The following is a 16,201-nucleotide window of genomic DNA, read 5'->3' as shown; positions in this document are numbered from 1 at the left end:
GGCGGGCGCAGGCGCTGTCTTATCCGCTATTGAGCCGTGCTTGCGACAGCTCTTGCTCGAACAATGCACGGCCTTTGGCCCAGCCGCCACCCCAGATCAGATCCAGGGTCTCGGCCAGCGCCTCCAGGCGCGGTTCGTCGAGGTCGCTGCGTGCATGTTCGGCCAGGTACAGGCGGTAGAGCGCGACCTGGCTCATACCTTCATCCCTGAGGGCATGCGCCAGTTTCTCTAACGCAGCCACAGTCGGTGCCGGCCGACCTGGCCGCAAAGCGGCTTGCAGGCGTCGGGCAGGCATCGTTTCAGCGTTTGCCTGTGCGCTTGGCCGTCCAGTAGCTGAATTCTTCCTTGCCCACTTCATAGTCCAGCTCCTGCAGCCGGGCCTGCAGGCTCTCCTGCACATCGGCCACGGCACGGTTGTAGATGCTGGGGCCTATTTCCGCGAGAAAGAAATTCAGCAGGGCACCGGATTGCATATTGCCTATGGGCTCGTCCATGTTTTCGCGGAAATAGCGTTCTATGGAGGCAATGGCCTGCTGCTGTGCGTGTTTGGGGAGTTCTATGCTCATCGATCAAGCTTTCTTGTAAAACTTCTTTCGCTTCAGGCGTCTGATTCGGCTTCGTGACCTGGGTACAAGCTCAGGGCTTGAGGCGAATATTGCTGCACCACATGCACTTATTATGTGCATGCGCCCATGTTGATGCACGCAGATGGCACGAATACGATGGCTGCTTCATCATTCGCAAGGAAAAGCCATGGCCCTCGCCATTCGAATCTACAGCTCAGGTGCACCCGAAGTGATGCAGCTCGAAGCGCTGGATCTGCCCTCTCCAGGCCCGGGCGAGGTTCTGCTCGAGCAGACCGCCATCGGTGTCAATCCTCTGGATGTCAATCAGCGCAAGGGCATGGTCCCGATTGCATTGCCTTCGGGTTTGGGCCTTGAGGGCGCGGGTATCGTGGCCGCAGTGGGCTCGGGGGTGTCGGGTCTGAAGTCAGGCGATCGGGTCGGCTACGCCACCGGTCCCCTGGGCGCGTATGCCAGTGCGCGCCTGTTTCCCGCGGATCGCCTGATCAGGCTTCCGGACGCACTTGGGGAGGAAGCCGCCGCAGCGGTCCTGTTCAAGGGCATCACGGCCCAGTACCTGCTCAAGACCACCGGCCAGGTGAAGCAGGGCAGCCGCGTGCTGATCTATGGCGCTGCGGGGGCTCTGGGGCAACTGATGTGCGCGTGGGCAAAGCATCTGGGCGCCCAGGTTCTGGGCGTCGTCTCCAAGCCCGCCAGTGTGGAACGCGCCAAGGCGGCAGGCTGCGACCATGTGTTTGTCTTCGAGGCGCAGTCACTGCCATCCCAGGTGATGCAGGCCACACAGGGACAGAAGGTGGATGTGGTCTACGACTCCATCGGAAAAGACACCTTCTTCGCTTCGCTGGACTGCCTGCGACCCAGAGGGCTGATGGTGTCGTTTGGTGCCACATCGGGCCTGCCGCCTGCCGTTGAGGTGGGCGTGCTCAATGCCAAGGGCTCGCTGTTTCTGACCCGTCCGTCTCTGGCCGCGCATACGGCAACGACACAGGAGTATCAGAGCCGTGCGCAGGACGTGCTGGATGCCATCGCAGCCGGCATACTCACGCCTCGCATATGGAAAAGCTACGCGCTCAAGGACGCAGCCCTGGCGCACGCAGACCTGGAGCAAGGACGCTCGCAAGGCTCGATCATCCTCACCCCTTGAATCGCTATAGACACCATGGAGATATTCGACAGCCAGCACACAGATGAGCTCGCCACGCTGGTCGCACTGGCGGACCAGGGGTCGTTTGCCGCTGCGGGACGATTGCTGGCGCGTCACCCTTCGGTGCTCTCCAAGCGCATGCAGGCTCTTGAGCGAAGACTGGGCGTGCGTCTGGTCGAGCGCACCACGCGCCAGCTGCATTTCACCAATGAGGGCTGGCGACTTGTCGAAAAGCTGCGCCAGGCTGCCCATCTGATTCGGGACGCAGAGCAGGAAGCGGCTCAGGGAGCGCAGGAAGTGCGGGGGCGCCTGCGCTTGTCCATGCCCGCGACGATGGGGCGGCGGTGGATCAGCCCCATGCTGGCGGATTTTTCCCTGGCCTACCCTCAAGTAGCGCTCGAAGTGGAGTACAGCGAGCGCATCGTGGACATTGTGGGGGAGCGTTTTGACGCCGCCATACGTATCGGCAATCTGGCGGACAGCAGGCTGGTGGCCACGCGGCTGTGCGATCAGTACCGCTTTCTGTGTGCATCCTCCAGCTATCTTGAGCGCCATGAAGCGCCAGGCAGGCCTGCGGATCTCGCCCGTCACAACTGCCTGGGCTACACCGGCTTGCTGGACTTTCCGCAATGGCGGCTGGTTCAGTCGGCAGGAGAGAAGGTCGCCAGGGTTGCCGAATCGGTGCGCGTCAGCGGCTCCATCCTCAGCAACGACAACGAAGCTTTGCTGCATGCGGCACTCAAAGGCGTGGGCATCATCGCCGGCAGTGACTGGCACCTCATGCCTTCCATCCATGCTGGAGAGCTGGTCCGCATATTGCCGCAATGGACATTGGGGGAAGCCGGCGGCATCTACCTGCTGCGACCTTCGGGGCAGTACAACACGGGCGCCATGAAGGCGTTCAAGCAATGGGTGACGGAGGCTTTTGCGGCGGCTCCCTGGCGGCCCTCGGACCGCTGAGTAGCCCTGCCTGCCCTGCGGCTTCAGGGCGATGAGTACGGGCCGCTCAAGGCTTGGAGCGCGGTGGCCGCGCGAGGATCAGGTGCCGCTCCTGCTTCCCAGCCAGGCAGCGCTATTGAGAAAAAAGCGTACCAGCTCGCTTTGACGGCGGGCACCGGTCTTGGAGAAGATGGAGCGCAGGTGAGCTCTTGCGGTATTGAGGCGAATGCCCAGCGCCTTGGCGGCTTCGTCCAGCGTCAGGCCGTGGGTCAGCTGGATCACCAGCGCGGTCTCCGAAGACGTGAGCTTAAACAGCTGCTGGGCCAGGTGCGCCGACGGATCGGCCTTGTCATCGGTGTTGCGCATGAACACCGCGACGCAGGGACGGCTCTTGGCCTCTGCGTTGTCACCCGAGGAAATGCTCTGGACGACAAGCCCCCAGTTGAGCTGACCCGAAGGACGGGCAATCGAGATGCCTTCGGTCATGACGGACGCCGATGCCTGGGAGGACAGCAAAGCATCCTTGACCAGTCGCTGGAGCTTTCGGTTGTCGCTGGCATATTCAGCCTCCAGCATGCCGCCGGAGATCCTGAGTCCATCCTGAGCATCGAGAATGCCTTTGGCCGCAGGATTGCTTTCCAGTAATTGGCCATTCTGGTCCAGGATGACGACACCGACCATCAAGCGAGCCGTGACAGTGCTGTACAGCGACATGACCTGGCGATCATGGTGCAGTGCCAGATGCATATTCAGCGCACGGCGGATGTGCGGCATGAGCATGCGCCCCAGATCCAGATCCCGCTGGCTGAAGGCCGGCTCTGATTCGGGGCGCGTGATCCGCAGGCCGTAGACACTGCCGTCTGTGGTCACGATATCGGCAGCCATCACATGGAAAATATTGTGCACACGGCACCAGTCCTTGTAATAGACGCTGCTGCGCCATTCGCTCTCGGACATCAGGTCGGGAATGGTCTTGAATTGCTCCTTGGGCATGCCAAGGAATGGACTGTGCTCGCTGTAGACGTCGTGCGTGAGCAAGCCCTCGAGCCCTCCGGATGCGGTGACCACCAAACCGATATTGTCCCCTGCGGTCTGGCGGATGATCAGCACGGCAAAATTGCTGCGCATATGCGTGCGAATCACCTCCAGGCAGGGAACCCAGGCCTCCGGCAAAGAAGCCGCGTCATAGAGGTGGTTGATGAATTCGCTGAAGCGCTCCGCACTGATCAGCTCTTCGGTCTCAGGGGTCTGAATTCCGGATGTCGAGCCATCTTTGAGCGCAAAAGTCATTGAGGCTTGTGCGTAATCGATGGGTTTGAGTTTGCCGTAGGTGGGGCTCATTGCGTTGACCTCTTGCTGTATTGCATTATCAGCGCCTCATTGCCCGGCTTCGATTCACAAGACCTCATCCCTGGTGCATGCAATGGGCGGCCGCCGGACGGCGGCTTCTTTGGAGCGCACCGGTCAGGTTTTGCTGGCCATCTCGCCGCGCCAACCCAGGAGTCGTCAGCCCCGGACATCAAGCAGGCTGCGCTGCCGTATCCAATGCAGCAGGCAGACCGGCTCGTCGGCTTACTGCACGGCCTCGTCCTGGTCGGCCAGGAAGCCGCCGCTTTGGTGCGCCCAGAGCTTGGCGTAGATGCCGCCGCGCTGCAGCAGTTGCTGGTGCGTGCCTTCCTCCACGATATGGCCTTCGTTCATGACGATCAGGCGATCCATGGCCGCGATGGTGGACAGGCGGTGGGCAATGGCGATCACGGTCTTGCCGTCCATCAGCGAGTCCAGGCTTTCCTGGATGGCCGCTTCCACCTCGCTGTCCAGTGCACTGGTGGCTTCGTCGAGCAGCAAAATCGGAGCGTCCTTGAGCATCACGCGTGCAATTGCCACGCGCTGGCGCTGGCCGCCCGAGAGCTTGACGCCGCGCTCGCCGACTTGGGCGTCATAGCCGCTGCGGCCTTTGAGGTCGGTCAGCGTGGCGATGAAGTCAGAAGCCTCGGCCTTGTCGGCAGCGGCGTGCATGTCGGCTTCGCTGGCGTCGGGGCGACCGTAGAGGATGTTGTCGCGCATGGAGCGGTGCAGCAGCGAGGTGTCCTGTGTCACCATGCCGATGGCGCTGCGCAGGCTGTCTTGCGTCACGCTGCGGATGTCCTGGCCGTCGATGGTGATGCGCCCGCTTTGCGGCTCGTGAAAGCGCAGCAGCAGATTGACCAGCGTGGACTTGCCCGCGCCCGAGCGTCCGATCAGGCCGATGCGCTCGCCGGGACGGATGTGCAGGTTCAGATGGTCCAGCACCTTTTTGCCGCCCGCCTTGTAGCCAAAGCTCACATCCTCGAAGGCAATCGCTCCTCGCGTGACCTGCAGCGGTTTGGCGTCGGGTGCATCGACGATGGTACGCGGCTTGGTCAGCGTGGTGATGCCGTCCTGGATGGTGCCCACGTTCTCGAACAGGCCTGTCATCTGCCACATCACCCAGTGCGAGTAGCCCATCAGCCGCAGCGCCATGGCAATCACGGCCGCCACCACGCCGGCGGAGGCCTGACCCTGCGTCCACAGATACAGCGCCGTGCCGCCGCTGCCCAGCAGCAGCAGGGCAATCATCAGGTGGTTGGCGATCTCGAACAGGCTGACCAGACGCATCTGCGCATAGCCCGTGGCCTTGAAGGCCTCCATGGCATTGCGCGCATATTCGGCTTCGCGGCGCGTGTGGGCAAACAGCTTGACGGTGGCGATATTGGTATAGGCATCGGTGACGCGGCCCGTCATCATGGAGCGCGCATCGGCCTGCTCCTTGCCGATATGGCCCAGGCGCGGCACGAAATAGAAGCAGGCTCCGGCATAGGCGACGAACCACAGCGCAAACGGAATCATCAGCCGCCACTCGAAGCTGGCCGCCAGAATCAGAATGCCGATCATGTAGACGCCCACGCCTACAAACACGTCCACCACCATGAACACCACTTCCCGCACCGACAGCGCGGTCTGCATGATCTTGGTGGTGATGCGGCCGGCAAATTCGTCCGCATAAAAGGACATGCTCTGGCCCAGCATCAGCTTGTGGAACACCCAGCGCAGCCGCATGGGAAAGTTGATGGCCAGCACCTGGTGCATGACGGTGGTGTGCAGGGCCAGCAGCGCCACGCTGCCCAGCAGGATGGCGGCGATGCCCAGCACCATGGCTTGCTGTTCGGCCCAGAAGTGGGCGGGCGAGACCGTGCCCAGCCAATCCACCACGCGGCCCATGATGGCGAACAGCACTGCTTCATAAGCGGCCAGCAATGCCGAGGTGAGGGTCATCAGACCAATCCAGCCGCGCATGCCTTGCGTGCAGGCCCAGACAAAGGCAAAAAAACCTTTGGGCGGGACCTTGGGCTCCTGCGCGGGATAAGGTGGAACCTGTTTTTCAAAAAATCGGAACAAGATGGAAATTCTCCCGGTTCATGCTTGTGGCATATCTTGTCCGCATGGTAGGGGAGTGCCCGGGATGGGTGTCAAGCGGACTCGATGACCGCTCGTCCCATGGGCCATTGGTGCAGGCCTGATGAGCGCATGGCGCACTCGGGCTATAGCGGGTTATTGCGGGCTATAGCAGGTTATAGCGGCGGCCTGCGCGGCGAAAAAAAACGCCGCATCGTGTGCGGCGTGGCAGGAAAGCGCGCGGCGCGATCAGGCGTTGGGCAGGAAGCCTTCCACCGACAGGTAGCGCTCACCCGTGTCGTAGGCAAAGCCCAGCACCCTGGCGCTGGGGGGCAGCTCGGGCAGCTTCTGGGCAATGGCGGCCAGTGTGGCGCCCGAGGAGATGCCGACCAGCAGGCCTTCCTCGCGAGCGGCGCGGCGCGCGTATTCGCGTGCGGGCTCGGCCTCCACTTGAATCACGCCGTCGAGCAGGCTGACGTCAAGATTCTTGGGCACAAAGCCGGCACCAATACCCTGGATCGGGTGGGGCGCGGGCTGACCGCCGGAGATCACGGGCGATGCTGCGGGCTCCACCGCATAGACCTTGAGATTGGGGAACTCGGCCTTGAGCACCCTGGCCACGCCGGACAGGTGACCGCCCGTGCCCACGCCGGTGATGAAGGCGTCGATGCCGTCGGGGAAGTCGCGCAGGATTTCCTGGGCTGTGGTGGCCTCATGCACGGCCACGTTGGCGGGGTTCTCGAACTGCTGGGGAATCCAGGCGCCGGGCGTCTGGGCGGCCAGTTCCTGGGCGCGGGCGATGGCGCCCTTCATGCCTTTTTCCTTGGGCGTCAGATCGAACGATGCGCCATAGGCCAGCATCAGGCGGCGGCGCTCGATGCTCATGCTCTCGGGCATGACCAGGATCAGCTTGTAGCCCTTGACGGCCGCGACCAGGGCCAGGCCCACGCCGGTGTTGCCGCTGGTGGGCTCGATGATGGTGCCGCCGGGCTTGAGCGCGCCGGACTTTTCGGCGTCTTCCACCATGGACAGCGCAATACGATCCTTGATGGAGCCGCCGGGGTTGCTGCGCTCGGACTTGATCCAGACGTTGGTATTGCTTCCGAACAGACGGTTGATGTGAATGACGGGCGTGTCGCCAATCGTTTGCAGAATGTTGTCAGCTCTCATCGGACCTCCGCGAATAAGGAGTGGTGGGACAGTGGATCACAGCGCAGGCTGTCTGCGCAGACACAGAGCATTGTGCACGCAAGCATTGTGCGAATGGGCTATATCGATATGACCCGAAAAGTGGTCAAGGCCGCAGGCGGTGATTAACATCGACCCATGAATCTACGGTTTCTGGAAACCTTTGTGCTGCTGGCCGAGCTGCGCAACTTCCGCATGACGGCCGAGCGGCTGTTCACCACGCAGGCCGCTGTCTCCAGCCGCATCGCCACGCTGGAGCAGGAGTTCGGCGTGCGCCTGTTCGACCGCGGCGTACGCGAGGTCACGCTCACGGCCGACGGAGCCAAGGCCCTGGTGCATGCCGAGCGCATGCTCAGGCTGATGCGCGAGATGCGCGAGGACATGCTGGACAAGCAGGCCTATGCGGGCGTGATCCGCATCGGCGCCATCGAATCCATCGTGCACAGCTGGTTCCCCGACTTTCTCGCGCTGCTGCAGCAGCGCTATCCGCGGCTGCAGGTGGAGATCGCCTGCGACACCACGATCCATATGTCGGAGCAACTGCTCAAGGGGCAGCTCGATGTCTCGCTGCAGGCCAAGCCCGTGTCCAGCGGTGCCATCGCGAATCTGTCGCTGGGCGAGTTCGCCATGGCCTGGGTGGGCAGCCCCAAGCTGGGCATCGGCGACGAGACCCTGAGCCTGGCCGAGCTGGCGGCTTTTCCGATCATGAGCTTTGCGCGCGGCTCGGAGCCGTATGCGGTGATCGAGCAATTGTTCAGCGCCGAAGGCAGCGCCTCGCCGCACATGAACTGCATTGCCTCGGTGGCGACCATGATCCGCGTGGTCTGCGACGGCCTGGGCGTGGCGGCCGTGCCGCCGGCCATCATCCAGCGCGAGCTGGCCGAGCAGCGCCTGCGCCTGCTGCGCGTGGATCGCGAGTTCCCCTCGCTGCCGCTGGTGGCCTGCTGGCGCAACGATCACCATAACCCGCTGGCCGAAACCGTGGTGCGCGCCGCCGAAGAGGTGGCCACGGCCTTTGCGCTGAACCACGGCCAGGCGGTGGCGCGGCTGCCTGGCACCCGTCTGGCAGGGGATGTATAAGCGCAGGAGCAGGCGCAAATGGTGCCCGCGCCAATGCCTGCCGTGCATTGGGGTGTGTTTCAATACCAAATAAAAAAGGAGCTGCTAGCGCCTGATACATATCGATTTCAGAGTGTTTTCTATCTGAAATCGATTGCAGTCAAGCGGTAGTAGCTCCTATTTTTTTGGCTCTGCAATCAGGCCCGGGCGAGCAGGGCCTCCACGGCCAGCGCCACCGACAGCAGGCGTTGGTCCTGGCCGGCCGTGCCGGCCAGGCTCAGGCCCACGGGCGCTTCGCCCGCGCGGTGGCAGGGCAGGGACAGCGCGCAGCCATCGAGGAAGTTGATCAGCGTGGGATTGCGCAGCATCAGTCCGTTGGCCGCGAAATAGGCCTCGTCGCTGGCCTCAAGCTCGGCAATCTTGGGCGCGATCACAGGCACCGTGGGCATGAGCATCAGGTCGTGATCGGCCATCTGCGCCTGGACGCGGGCAATCCACTGCTGCCGCAGCGCCAGCAGCTCGATATAGTCGGCCGCGCTGATGTCTTTGCCGCGCAGAATGCGTGTGCCCACGCGCGGATCGTATTCGGCCAGGCGGCCGGCGCCGTCGATATGGCAGCGATGCCAGGCCCAGGCCTCGGCGGCGGTGAAGCCGCCCTTGGCATTGATCTGCGCAAGCTCGGAAAAGGGCTGCACCATGGCCTCGGTGATCTGCACGCCGGCCGCGTACAGCAGCGACAGCGCACGCTGCCAGGCCGCAGCCACGGTGCTGTCCATGCCGTCCAGCACCACGTTCGTGGGCACCAGCAGGCGCAGGCCCTGCAGCGAGGCCGCGCGCAGCTCGCCATGCGACTGGCCCGACAGCACCGCGTCCAGCGCGGCGCAGCAGCGCACGCTGGGCGCCAGCGGGCCGATGGAGTCGAGGTTGGCCGACAGCGGCAGCACGCCCTGCATGGAAACGCGCCGCGCTGTGGGCTTGAAGCCGGTCAGGCCGCACAGCGCCGAGGGAATGCGTACCGAGCCTCCGGTGTCCGAGCCGATGGCGGCCAGCGCCATGCCGTCGGTCACCGAGATGGCCGCGCCCGAGGACGAGCCGCCGGGAATGCGGCCGCCGTCGATATCGCGCTGCCAGGGATTGCGCGGCGTGCCGTAGTGCGGATTCAGCCCCAGGCCCGAGTAGGCAAACTCGGTCATATTGGTGGTGCCCACGATGACCGCGCCCGCGCGGCGCAGGCGCTGCACGACTTCGGCAGTCTGCGTGGCGGGGGCGGCGCTGGCCAGCAGCCTGGAGCCGCCCAGCGTGGGGTGGCCGGCGATGTCGAACAGATCCTTGACCGAGATGGGCAGGCCTTCCAGGGGCGAGCGTGCCAGGCCGGCCGCGCGCAGCGCATCGCTGGCGCGGGCTTCGGCCAGGGCCTGCTCGCGCAGCACGCGGGTGAACACGCGCGGGCCTTCGCCTTGCGCGGCGCGGTCCAGCGCCTGCTCGGCCAGTTGCACGGCGCTGGTCTGGCCTCGGGCCAGGCGCTCGCAGACCTGGTCAAGGCGGGGGGAGACTGAAGTCATGGGTAGCTCCGGTGTTCAGGCGACGATGTCCAGCAGCTCGCTGCGGTAGCGGTGGCGGATGCTGCGCTGGCTGCGCGGGTCGTGCAGCTCCATGGCGAACTGCGTGGCCGGGCGGATGCCGCCAATGGCGGCCATGGTGCCGCAGGTCATGCCGCTGCCTTCGGGCAGCAGACTCTGGCCGCCGGTGTAGCCCGCGATCAGGTCCCGGGGCGTGCGCAGGCTGGCCAGGGTGCCTTCCTGGTACAGCACCTCACGGCCGTCCTCCACGATCCACGAGCGCAGGATCAGCTCGTCCCAGTGGCCGGCCACGTCGGCAAAACGCCAGGCCTGGGTGGCCACGGGCTTGATGCAGGCCTGCTTGGAGAAGGCCACGCTATAGGCTTCGAGCTTGCGGTCGGTGTGGTCCGAGGCCAGGCTCACGAACATCTCGCCCTCATGGCTGAAGACGAAGACCTCGGCCTCGCCCGAGGAGTCCGGGCCCAGCACCTGCAGCAGGCTGCTCTGGCTCAGCTGGTTGCTGGCGATGCGGTAGTACAGCGGCACGGCGCTGGGGCGCGGAATGCCGAGCGCGGCCAGCTCCTCGATGTGGTGCTCGATGGCCGCATGGTCGCGTCCGGCCCAGCCGGCGACGATCAGGGTGTCGAAGAGGGGGGCCAGGGTCTGGCCTTCGGGGGTGGTGAATTGCAGTTGCATGGCGGAAATCTCAAAAAAAGGGGAGTACGAGGCCGCAGGCCCCGCAAAGCGGCGCTGCGCAGGCAGCGTCAGGCGGTCACTGCTTCTTGACGAAGAGCACGACCAGGAAGGCGGCGAGGAACTCCAGCGCGGCCACGAAGTACAGCCCCGAGGACAGCGAGCCGGTGCTGGTCTTGAGCGCGCCGATCATGTAGGGCGCGACAAAGCCGGCCAGGTTGCCGATGGAGTTGATGAGGGCGATGCCGCCTGCGGCCGCCGTGCCGGCCAGAAAGGCCGAGGGAATGGACCAGAACACGGGGAAGGCGGCGAGGATGCCGACGGAGGCCAGCGTCAGCGCGCACAGGGCCAGCACGGCGTCGTGCAGGAACATGCCCGTCAGGATCAGGCCTGTGGTGGCGATCAGCGCGGGGATGGCGCTGTGCATGCGGCGCTCGCCGGTCTTGTCCGAATGCATGCCGTTCCAGACCATGGCCAGCGTGCCGGCCAGGAAGGGAATGGCCGAGATCAGGCCGATCTGCAGATTGTTCTGGATGCCGATCTCCTTGATGATGGACGGCGACCAGAAGGCGATCGTGGCGTTGCCGCTGACGATGCAGAAGTACACGGCGGCGCACAGCCAGACGCGGTAGTTGCGGCAGGCGTCGGCGAAGGAATGCTGCTTGTGGCCCTGCTGGCTCTCCTGGGCCACGGCGGCGGTGACGGCGCGCTGCTCGGCGGCGCTCAGCCACTTGGCGTTCTCGGGTTTCTCGGGCAGCCAGGCCAGCACGAAGAAGCCGGCGATCACCGAGGGAATGCCTTCGAGAATGAACAGCCATTGCCAGTTGGCCAGATGGCCAACGTCCTGCATGCCGTTCATGATGGCACCCGCGATCGGGCCGCCCACAGCACCGGCGATGGCGAACGAGGTCATGAACAGGCCGTTGATGCGGGCGCGGTGGCGAGCCGGGAACCAGTAGGTCAGATACAGCACCACGCCGGGGAAGAAGCCCGCCTCGACCACGCCCAGGATGAAGCGCAGCACATAGAACATGGTGGGCGTGGTCACATAGGCCATGGCCATGGAGGCCGCGCCCCAGAGGATGGTGATGCGCGCCAGCGTCTTGCGCGCGCCGATCTTCTCCAGCAGCAGGTTGCTGGGCACTTCGAACAGGAAGTAGCCGATGAAGAAGATGCCGGCACCCAGGCCGTAGATGGCCTCGCTGAACTGCAGGTCCTGCAGCATCTGCAGCTTGGCGAAGCCGACGTTGACGCGGTCTATCCAGGCCAGGACAAAGAGAAAGACCAGAAAGGGGATCAGGCGCCAGGTGATCTTGCGGTAGGTGGCGTCCATGTCGGGGTGCGCGTGCGCACCGGCATGGCCGGCAAGAGGGTGGGTGGCGGAAGCCGGGCTGCTCATGGGGAGTCTCCTGTATGCGAAAGTGCAGCGGGCACATGGGGCGCTTTTGCTGGCGCTCCTGTGTGTCTTGGAACATGGGGATGCGGCGCGGGCCGGTGTTCCTGTGGCGGCAGTATCGAAAGGCAGCGAGGGGCTGTCCAACAAGAAATTCTGAGCGGCCCTGAATGCAAATTCTTATGAGCAGAGGTGGTGCGGGCTGTGCACCGGCATGAGGCAGGCGTGCACCGATAAAACGCGGGAAAACCCTAGGGGTCAGGCACGCCCGATCGCGCTGCCGGGCCGCTCAAAGCCCCGGTCTGCGCCTGGTGTCAGGGATTGACGATTGATTCACATCAAGCCTAGGGGTGATGGCGTTTCCCCTGGGGCCTGCAATCGGGAACAATGGAGCGAAGTCTGTTTGAGGGAGGACTGCTCTTGCTCACGTTCAACACAATTTTGATGCTGCTGGGGGCCTGCTGCGTAGGCCTGTTGGTCGGTTTTTCCTGGCGCGAGCAGCGCTGGGGGCCCTGGGTCATGCTGGTGTTCGTGGTGAGTCTGCTGTCGCTGATGAGTTACGCGATTCTCAATCTGCTGCTTTAGCACTGCAGGCCATGGCAGGCCGCGAGCGCAGCGGGGCCTTCCACAGCTCGGCCAGCAGCAGACCGGCAATCGTCATGATGCCGCCCACGGCGTGGTAGGCCGCCAGGGGCTCGTTCAGGGCGAGAGCCGCGATCAGGGCGGTGAATACCGGGATCAGATTGAAGAACATGCTCGATCGCCCGGGCCCCAGCGTCTGCACGGCCTTCATCCACAGCAGCGGCGCGGCGATGGAGGCCATGATGCCGGCGTAGCCCACCAGCGGCAGGTTGCTGGCGTCAAGCCCGGTCTTGGGCGAGAAGAGATAGAGCGGCAATTGCACGATCACGGCAACCAGCACCTGCAGATACAGCAGCTGCACCGTGGCCAGGCGCGGCATGGGCCAGCGCTTGAGCAGGATGTTGTAGATCGCATAGGACAGCATGGCCAGGAACATCATGGCGTCGCCCAGGTTCAGGCCCTCGGAGGCCAGATGGCTGAGCCGGCCCGAGGAAACCACCAGCGCGACTCCCGCAATTGCCAGCAACGAACCCCAGATGCCGCCATGCGTGAGCGGCTGGCCCAGCATGAACACGGCCAGGGCCAGCACCAGCATGGGCGTGAGAGAGCCGATGATGCCCATGTGCGTGGCCGTGGTGAAGTGGGCAGCGTAATAGGCCAGGCTTTGGTAGATGACCATGCCCAGCACGCCCAGCACGAGGATCCGCGGCAGCAGGGGCTTGATGTCGGCGCGCTGGCGCCAGATCGAGGGCAGGACAAAGGGCGTGAACAGCACGGCAGCCACCAGCCAGCGAAAGAACCCGATCTCGGCCGCGCTGATGCTGTCTGCGGCCAGCTTGCTGACCACGGTGTTGACCGACCAGATCAGCACCGCGCCCAGTGGTAGTAGGTATGCACCCATATGAAACTCCTTGAGGTGCTTATGATGCGCTTGACGTATTTGAAGCGCATTGCTGATTTCAGACATTTCATCACTCAAGCCGGACGAACCCATGCCCGCCTCCGCCCCGACTCCCGGTCCGGCCGCCAAGCGCCATGCCGTGCAGATACTGGACACCGACAAAGTGCCCGGCAGCTATTACTTCCGCTATGACGAGTTCGGCGAACACAGCGAGGCTCCGCCGCACAGCCATCGCTGGGGGCATCTGAACTATGCGGCACACGGCAGTCTGAGCATGGACGTGCCCACGGGTCATATCCTGTGCCCGCCGCAGCACGGGGTCTGGATACCGCCGGGCGTGGTGCACAGCTGTTATCTGCAGCATGCGGTGCAATACCGCTCCGTCTATCTGGCCCCTGATCTGTGTGCGGATCTGCCGCAGGCGGCGGGCTGCATGCGCCTGGGGCCCATTGTCAAAGCCGTGCTGGCGGATTTCGGCGCCAGGGGCGTGCAGGTCCCGGTGACTGACGCAGACCTGCGGCTTGCCCGGGTGGTGCATGACCAGCTGCGTGCCACGCCGCTGGAGCTGAGCTTTCTGCCCGTGGCCCGGCATCCCGCGCTGATGCAGGTGCTGGACGCCATGCAGTCGCGCCCCGACGACCACCGCAGTCTGGCCGAATGGGCCGAGACCGTGCACATGACGGAGCGCACGCTGGCCCGCCACTGCCAGCGCGAGCTGGGCATGAGTCTGGGCGAATGGCGCCAGCGCATGCGCTATCTGCAGGCGATCGATGCGCTGGAGGTCGGCCACACCGTGCAGCGCATCGCCTACGACCTGGGTTACAGCACGCCTTCGGCCTTTATTGCCATGTTCCAGCGCGAGTCCGGCCTGCCGCCCGAGCAGTTCAGGCGCGAGTTCTGTGCAAGTTCTTTCTGAACGCGGGATAATGCGCGCCGTGAAGTGCGCCAGACCGCCGCTGGTACTAGCCGAAAGGCCAACGCTTGCGTTGGGTCGAAAGACCGTACTGGAGGAACGTCCGGACTGCATAGGGCGGCGTAGCAGCTAACAGCTGTCCACCGTGAGGTGAGGATCAGAGCAACAGAGACGAGTCTGGCAGGAGTGCCGCAAGGCAGACCAACCAGGGTGAAACGGGCAATCTCTACGCGCAGCAATACCAAGTAGGCACACGTTGACGGGGCCCCCGGAGTGTGCGGGTAGGTAGCACCGAGCCATCAGGCGACTGATGGCCAAGATTAATGGCGGTCACATGGCGGGCAACCGTTGTGCACAGAATCCGGCTTATCGGCGCACTTCACACTTTCTTTCTCGCTCGGGCAAAGCCCCGACGATTCCCCGGCATTCACTCCACCATCAGCGCGAACAGCTGATGGCGGTGGTGGATATCGAGCCGCGCAAAGGCGCGGTTGCGATAGGTCTTCACGGTGGCTGCGCTCAACCCGAGATCGGCCGCAATGCCGTCCTGGGTCATGCCGCGCAGCAGGCGCAGGCAGACCTCGAGCTCGCGCGCCGTCAGACCCGGTGCCAGCTTGCGCAGGCGAGTCGGCCATCTCTCATCGCCGGCAGCCATGTCGGCCGTCAGCGCCAGGTGCTTGTGCGTCAGAGCCATCAGCGCGCTGGACAGGTCCGCGAAGTCGCTCAGGTGCCGGTCGGCAAAGGGTTTCTGGTGCGCATGGCGATAGAGGTTGACGGCAAACACCGAGCCGTCTGCGCCGGGCTCGGCAATCGAGATGCGCTCTGCCACGCCATGGGCGTCATACACGCACTGGCGATGCAAGGGCGTGACCTCGTTGGCCTGCACATGGACCAGATTGCGGGCGCCTGGCGTTCGCATATGTCCGGGCCATTCCTGGCCCCAGCTTCTGTCCTCGTGCTGAGGTCCCGAGAGGTAGGCGCTCCAGCACTGGCGCGTGGTGTCCGCAACGCCCTGGGAGGCCGAGAGAAACAGCCGCGGCCGGCAACTGCCGATGCGATACACCGACAGCGAGGCCGTGGGCGCAATGGCGCTCAGCTGCGCGAGCGCGGCCTGGGCAAAACAGCTCTGTCCCAGATGCTCCACCAGACCGGCCAGCAAGGCGCTGGCCTGGGCCATGCTGCTGGCTTGGGCCCTATCGCCGGCCTGCATGGCTTCAGTCGTCGAAGGTAGCTTCCAGGTTCTCATCGGTGTGCCTTGGCGTGGGCTGTCATCTTCTTGGGGGACAGCGAATTCTTCAACAGTGCTTACGCTCATGTCCCTGTGCTGAGACATCGCAAGGAGAGCCATGCTGTCGCCAAACCATGATTTCCAGATTGCCGCTCCAAGGCTGCGCCACTTTGCCGAATTTCGCGTGCAGGTGGGGCAGGCGCAGGAGGTGGGCGCGACGACACGCGGCTTGCGGCGTGTGATCCCCATCGTCGGCGGGCAGGTGCAGGGACAGGACTGGTCGGCGCGTGTGCTGCCGGGCGGGGCCGACTTCCAGCTGCTGGTCAGCGAGGAAGTGGCCGAGCTTGACGCGCGCTATGTCATCGAAACCGACGGTGGCGATCTGATCTATGTGAGCAACCAGGCGTTGCGCACCGGGCCGGCCGAGCTGATGGAGCGCCTGCGCCGCGGCGAGACGGTCGATCCCTCGGCGATCTACTTTCGCTGCGCGCCACGCTTTGAGACGGCCTCCAAGCGCTTTGCCTGGCTGGGGCAGCGCCTGTTCGTGGGCGCGGGAGCGCGCTTTCCGGAGCAGGTCGTCATGCAGTTTTTCGAAGTGCTGTGA

Annotated in this window: 16 protein-coding genes and 1 other RNA gene; 7 read left to right on the top strand and 10 right to left on the bottom strand. The window is 64.3% G+C overall.

Annotated elements, in window-relative coordinates; translation table 11 throughout:
* Nucleotides 1–19: 19 nt before the first annotated feature.
* Both AC1RTQ_RS02380 and AC1RTQ_RS02375 read right to left on the bottom strand, forming a co-directional pair.
* Complete coding sequence (locus AC1RTQ_RS02380; protein ID WP_492874049.1) at nt 20–196, bottom strand: hypothetical protein; 177 nt, start codon at nt 194–196, stop codon at nt 20–22.
* 103 nt (nt 197–299) lie between these two features.
* Nucleotides 300–566 (bottom strand): DUF2164 domain-containing protein, encoded by a 267-nt coding sequence (locus AC1RTQ_RS02375; protein WP_003081203.1) that lies wholly within the window; start codon nt 564–566, stop codon nt 300–302.
* Nucleotides 567–753: 187 nt separating this feature from the next.
* On the opposite strand from AC1RTQ_RS02375, the gene AC1RTQ_RS02370 reads away from it, so the two are divergent.
* Together AC1RTQ_RS02370 and AC1RTQ_RS02365 are read left to right on the top strand one after the other, a co-directional pair.
* Complete coding sequence (locus AC1RTQ_RS02370) at nt 754–1,728, top strand: quinone oxidoreductase family protein (protein WP_492874047.1); 975 nt, start codon at nt 754–756, stop codon at nt 1,726–1,728.
* Between the two features lie 15 nt (nt 1,729–1,743).
* Nucleotides 1,744–2,688, top strand: coding sequence for a LysR family transcriptional regulator (locus AC1RTQ_RS02365; RefSeq protein WP_492874045.1), 945 nt, complete (start codon nt 1,744–1,746; stop codon nt 2,686–2,688).
* Between the two features lie 78 nt (nt 2,689–2,766).
* Here AC1RTQ_RS02365 and AC1RTQ_RS02360 read toward each other — a convergent pair whose 3' ends face one another.
* The 3 genes from AC1RTQ_RS02360 to cysK form a co-directional block, all read right to left on the bottom strand.
* Nucleotides 2,767–4,008, bottom strand: a complete 1,242-nt coding sequence (locus AC1RTQ_RS02360; protein WP_492874044.1) for a helix-turn-helix transcriptional regulator — start codon at nt 4,006–4,008, stop codon at nt 2,767–2,769.
* Between the two features lie 231 nt (nt 4,009–4,239).
* A complete protein-coding gene (locus tag AC1RTQ_RS02355; RefSeq protein WP_492874042.1) occupies nt 4,240–6,084 on the bottom strand; it encodes an ABC transporter ATP-binding protein in 1,845 nt (614 codons plus the stop codon).
* A 246-nt stretch (nt 6,085–6,330) separates the two neighbouring features.
* Nucleotides 6,331–7,251: a cysteine synthase A gene (gene cysK, locus AC1RTQ_RS02350; RefSeq protein WP_492874040.1), complete on the bottom strand. Its 921-nt coding sequence runs from the start codon at nt 7,249–7,251 to the stop codon at nt 6,331–6,333.
* A gap of 156 nt (nt 7,252–7,407) precedes the next feature.
* On the opposite strand from cysK, the gene AC1RTQ_RS02345 reads away from it, so the two are divergent.
* Nucleotides 7,408–8,349, top strand: coding sequence for a LysR family transcriptional regulator (locus AC1RTQ_RS02345; RefSeq protein ID WP_492874038.1), 942 nt, complete (start codon nt 7,408–7,410; stop codon nt 8,347–8,349).
* A 176-nt stretch (nt 8,350–8,525) separates the two neighbouring features.
* On the opposite strand, the gene AC1RTQ_RS02340 is transcribed toward AC1RTQ_RS02345, so the two are convergent.
* From AC1RTQ_RS02340 to AC1RTQ_RS02330, 3 genes are all read right to left on the bottom strand, one after another.
* Nucleotides 8,526–9,890, bottom strand: coding sequence for an amidase (locus tag AC1RTQ_RS02340; RefSeq protein WP_492874037.1), 1,365 nt, complete (start codon nt 9,888–9,890; stop codon nt 8,526–8,528).
* A gap of 15 nt (nt 9,891–9,905) precedes the next feature.
* The gene (locus AC1RTQ_RS02335; RefSeq protein ID WP_492874035.1) at nt 9,906–10,583 is read right to left on the bottom strand and encodes a DUF2848 domain-containing protein; all 678 of its coding nucleotides are present in this window, start codon (nt 10,581–10,583) and stop codon (nt 9,906–9,908) included.
* Between the two features lie 76 nt (nt 10,584–10,659).
* Nucleotides 10,660–11,979 (bottom strand): MFS transporter, encoded by a 1,320-nt coding sequence (locus AC1RTQ_RS02330; RefSeq protein WP_302089049.1) that lies wholly within the window; start codon nt 11,977–11,979, stop codon nt 10,660–10,662.
* A gap of 414 nt (nt 11,980–12,393) precedes the next feature.
* On the opposite strand from AC1RTQ_RS02330, the gene AC1RTQ_RS02325 reads away from it, so the two are divergent.
* Nucleotides 12,394–12,558, top strand: coding sequence for a hypothetical protein (locus AC1RTQ_RS02325; RefSeq protein WP_230847704.1), 165 nt, complete (start codon nt 12,394–12,396; stop codon nt 12,556–12,558).
* Here the strand turns inward: AC1RTQ_RS02325 and AC1RTQ_RS02320 are convergent.
* Nucleotides 12,542–13,456, bottom strand: coding sequence for a DMT family transporter (locus AC1RTQ_RS02320; RefSeq protein WP_492874033.1), 915 nt, complete (start codon nt 13,454–13,456; stop codon nt 12,542–12,544). The genes AC1RTQ_RS02325 and AC1RTQ_RS02320 overlap by 17 nt on opposite strands.
* 91 nt (nt 13,457–13,547) lie before the next feature.
* On the opposite strand from AC1RTQ_RS02320, the gene AC1RTQ_RS02315 reads away from it, so the two are divergent.
* Both AC1RTQ_RS02315 and rnpB read left to right on the top strand, forming a co-directional pair.
* Nucleotides 13,548–14,372, top strand: a complete 825-nt coding sequence (locus tag AC1RTQ_RS02315) for an AraC family transcriptional regulator (protein WP_492874031.1) — start codon at nt 13,548–13,550, stop codon at nt 14,370–14,372.
* A 21-nt stretch (nt 14,373–14,393) separates the two neighbouring features.
* An RNA gene (gene rnpB, locus AC1RTQ_RS02310) (RNase P RNA component class A) lies at nt 14,394–14,754 on the top strand.
* A gap of 42 nt (nt 14,755–14,796) precedes the next feature.
* Here rnpB and AC1RTQ_RS02305 read toward each other — a convergent pair.
* Nucleotides 14,797–15,579, bottom strand: coding sequence for a helix-turn-helix transcriptional regulator (locus tag AC1RTQ_RS02305; RefSeq protein WP_492874513.1), 783 nt, complete (start codon nt 15,577–15,579; stop codon nt 14,797–14,799).
* A gap of 136 nt (nt 15,580–15,715) precedes the next feature.
* Between AC1RTQ_RS02305 and AC1RTQ_RS02300 the strand changes: the two genes are divergently transcribed.
* Nucleotides 15,716–16,201, top strand: a complete 486-nt coding sequence (locus AC1RTQ_RS02300; protein ID WP_492874029.1) for a DUF3237 domain-containing protein — start codon at nt 15,716–15,718, stop codon at nt 16,199–16,201.

The sequence above is a fragment of the Comamonas sp. GW821-FHT11H03 genome, from assembly GCF_058807955.1.
The sequence above is the reverse complement of the archived record's forward strand: the minus strand, read 5'-3'. Positions and strand labels throughout refer to the sequence as shown.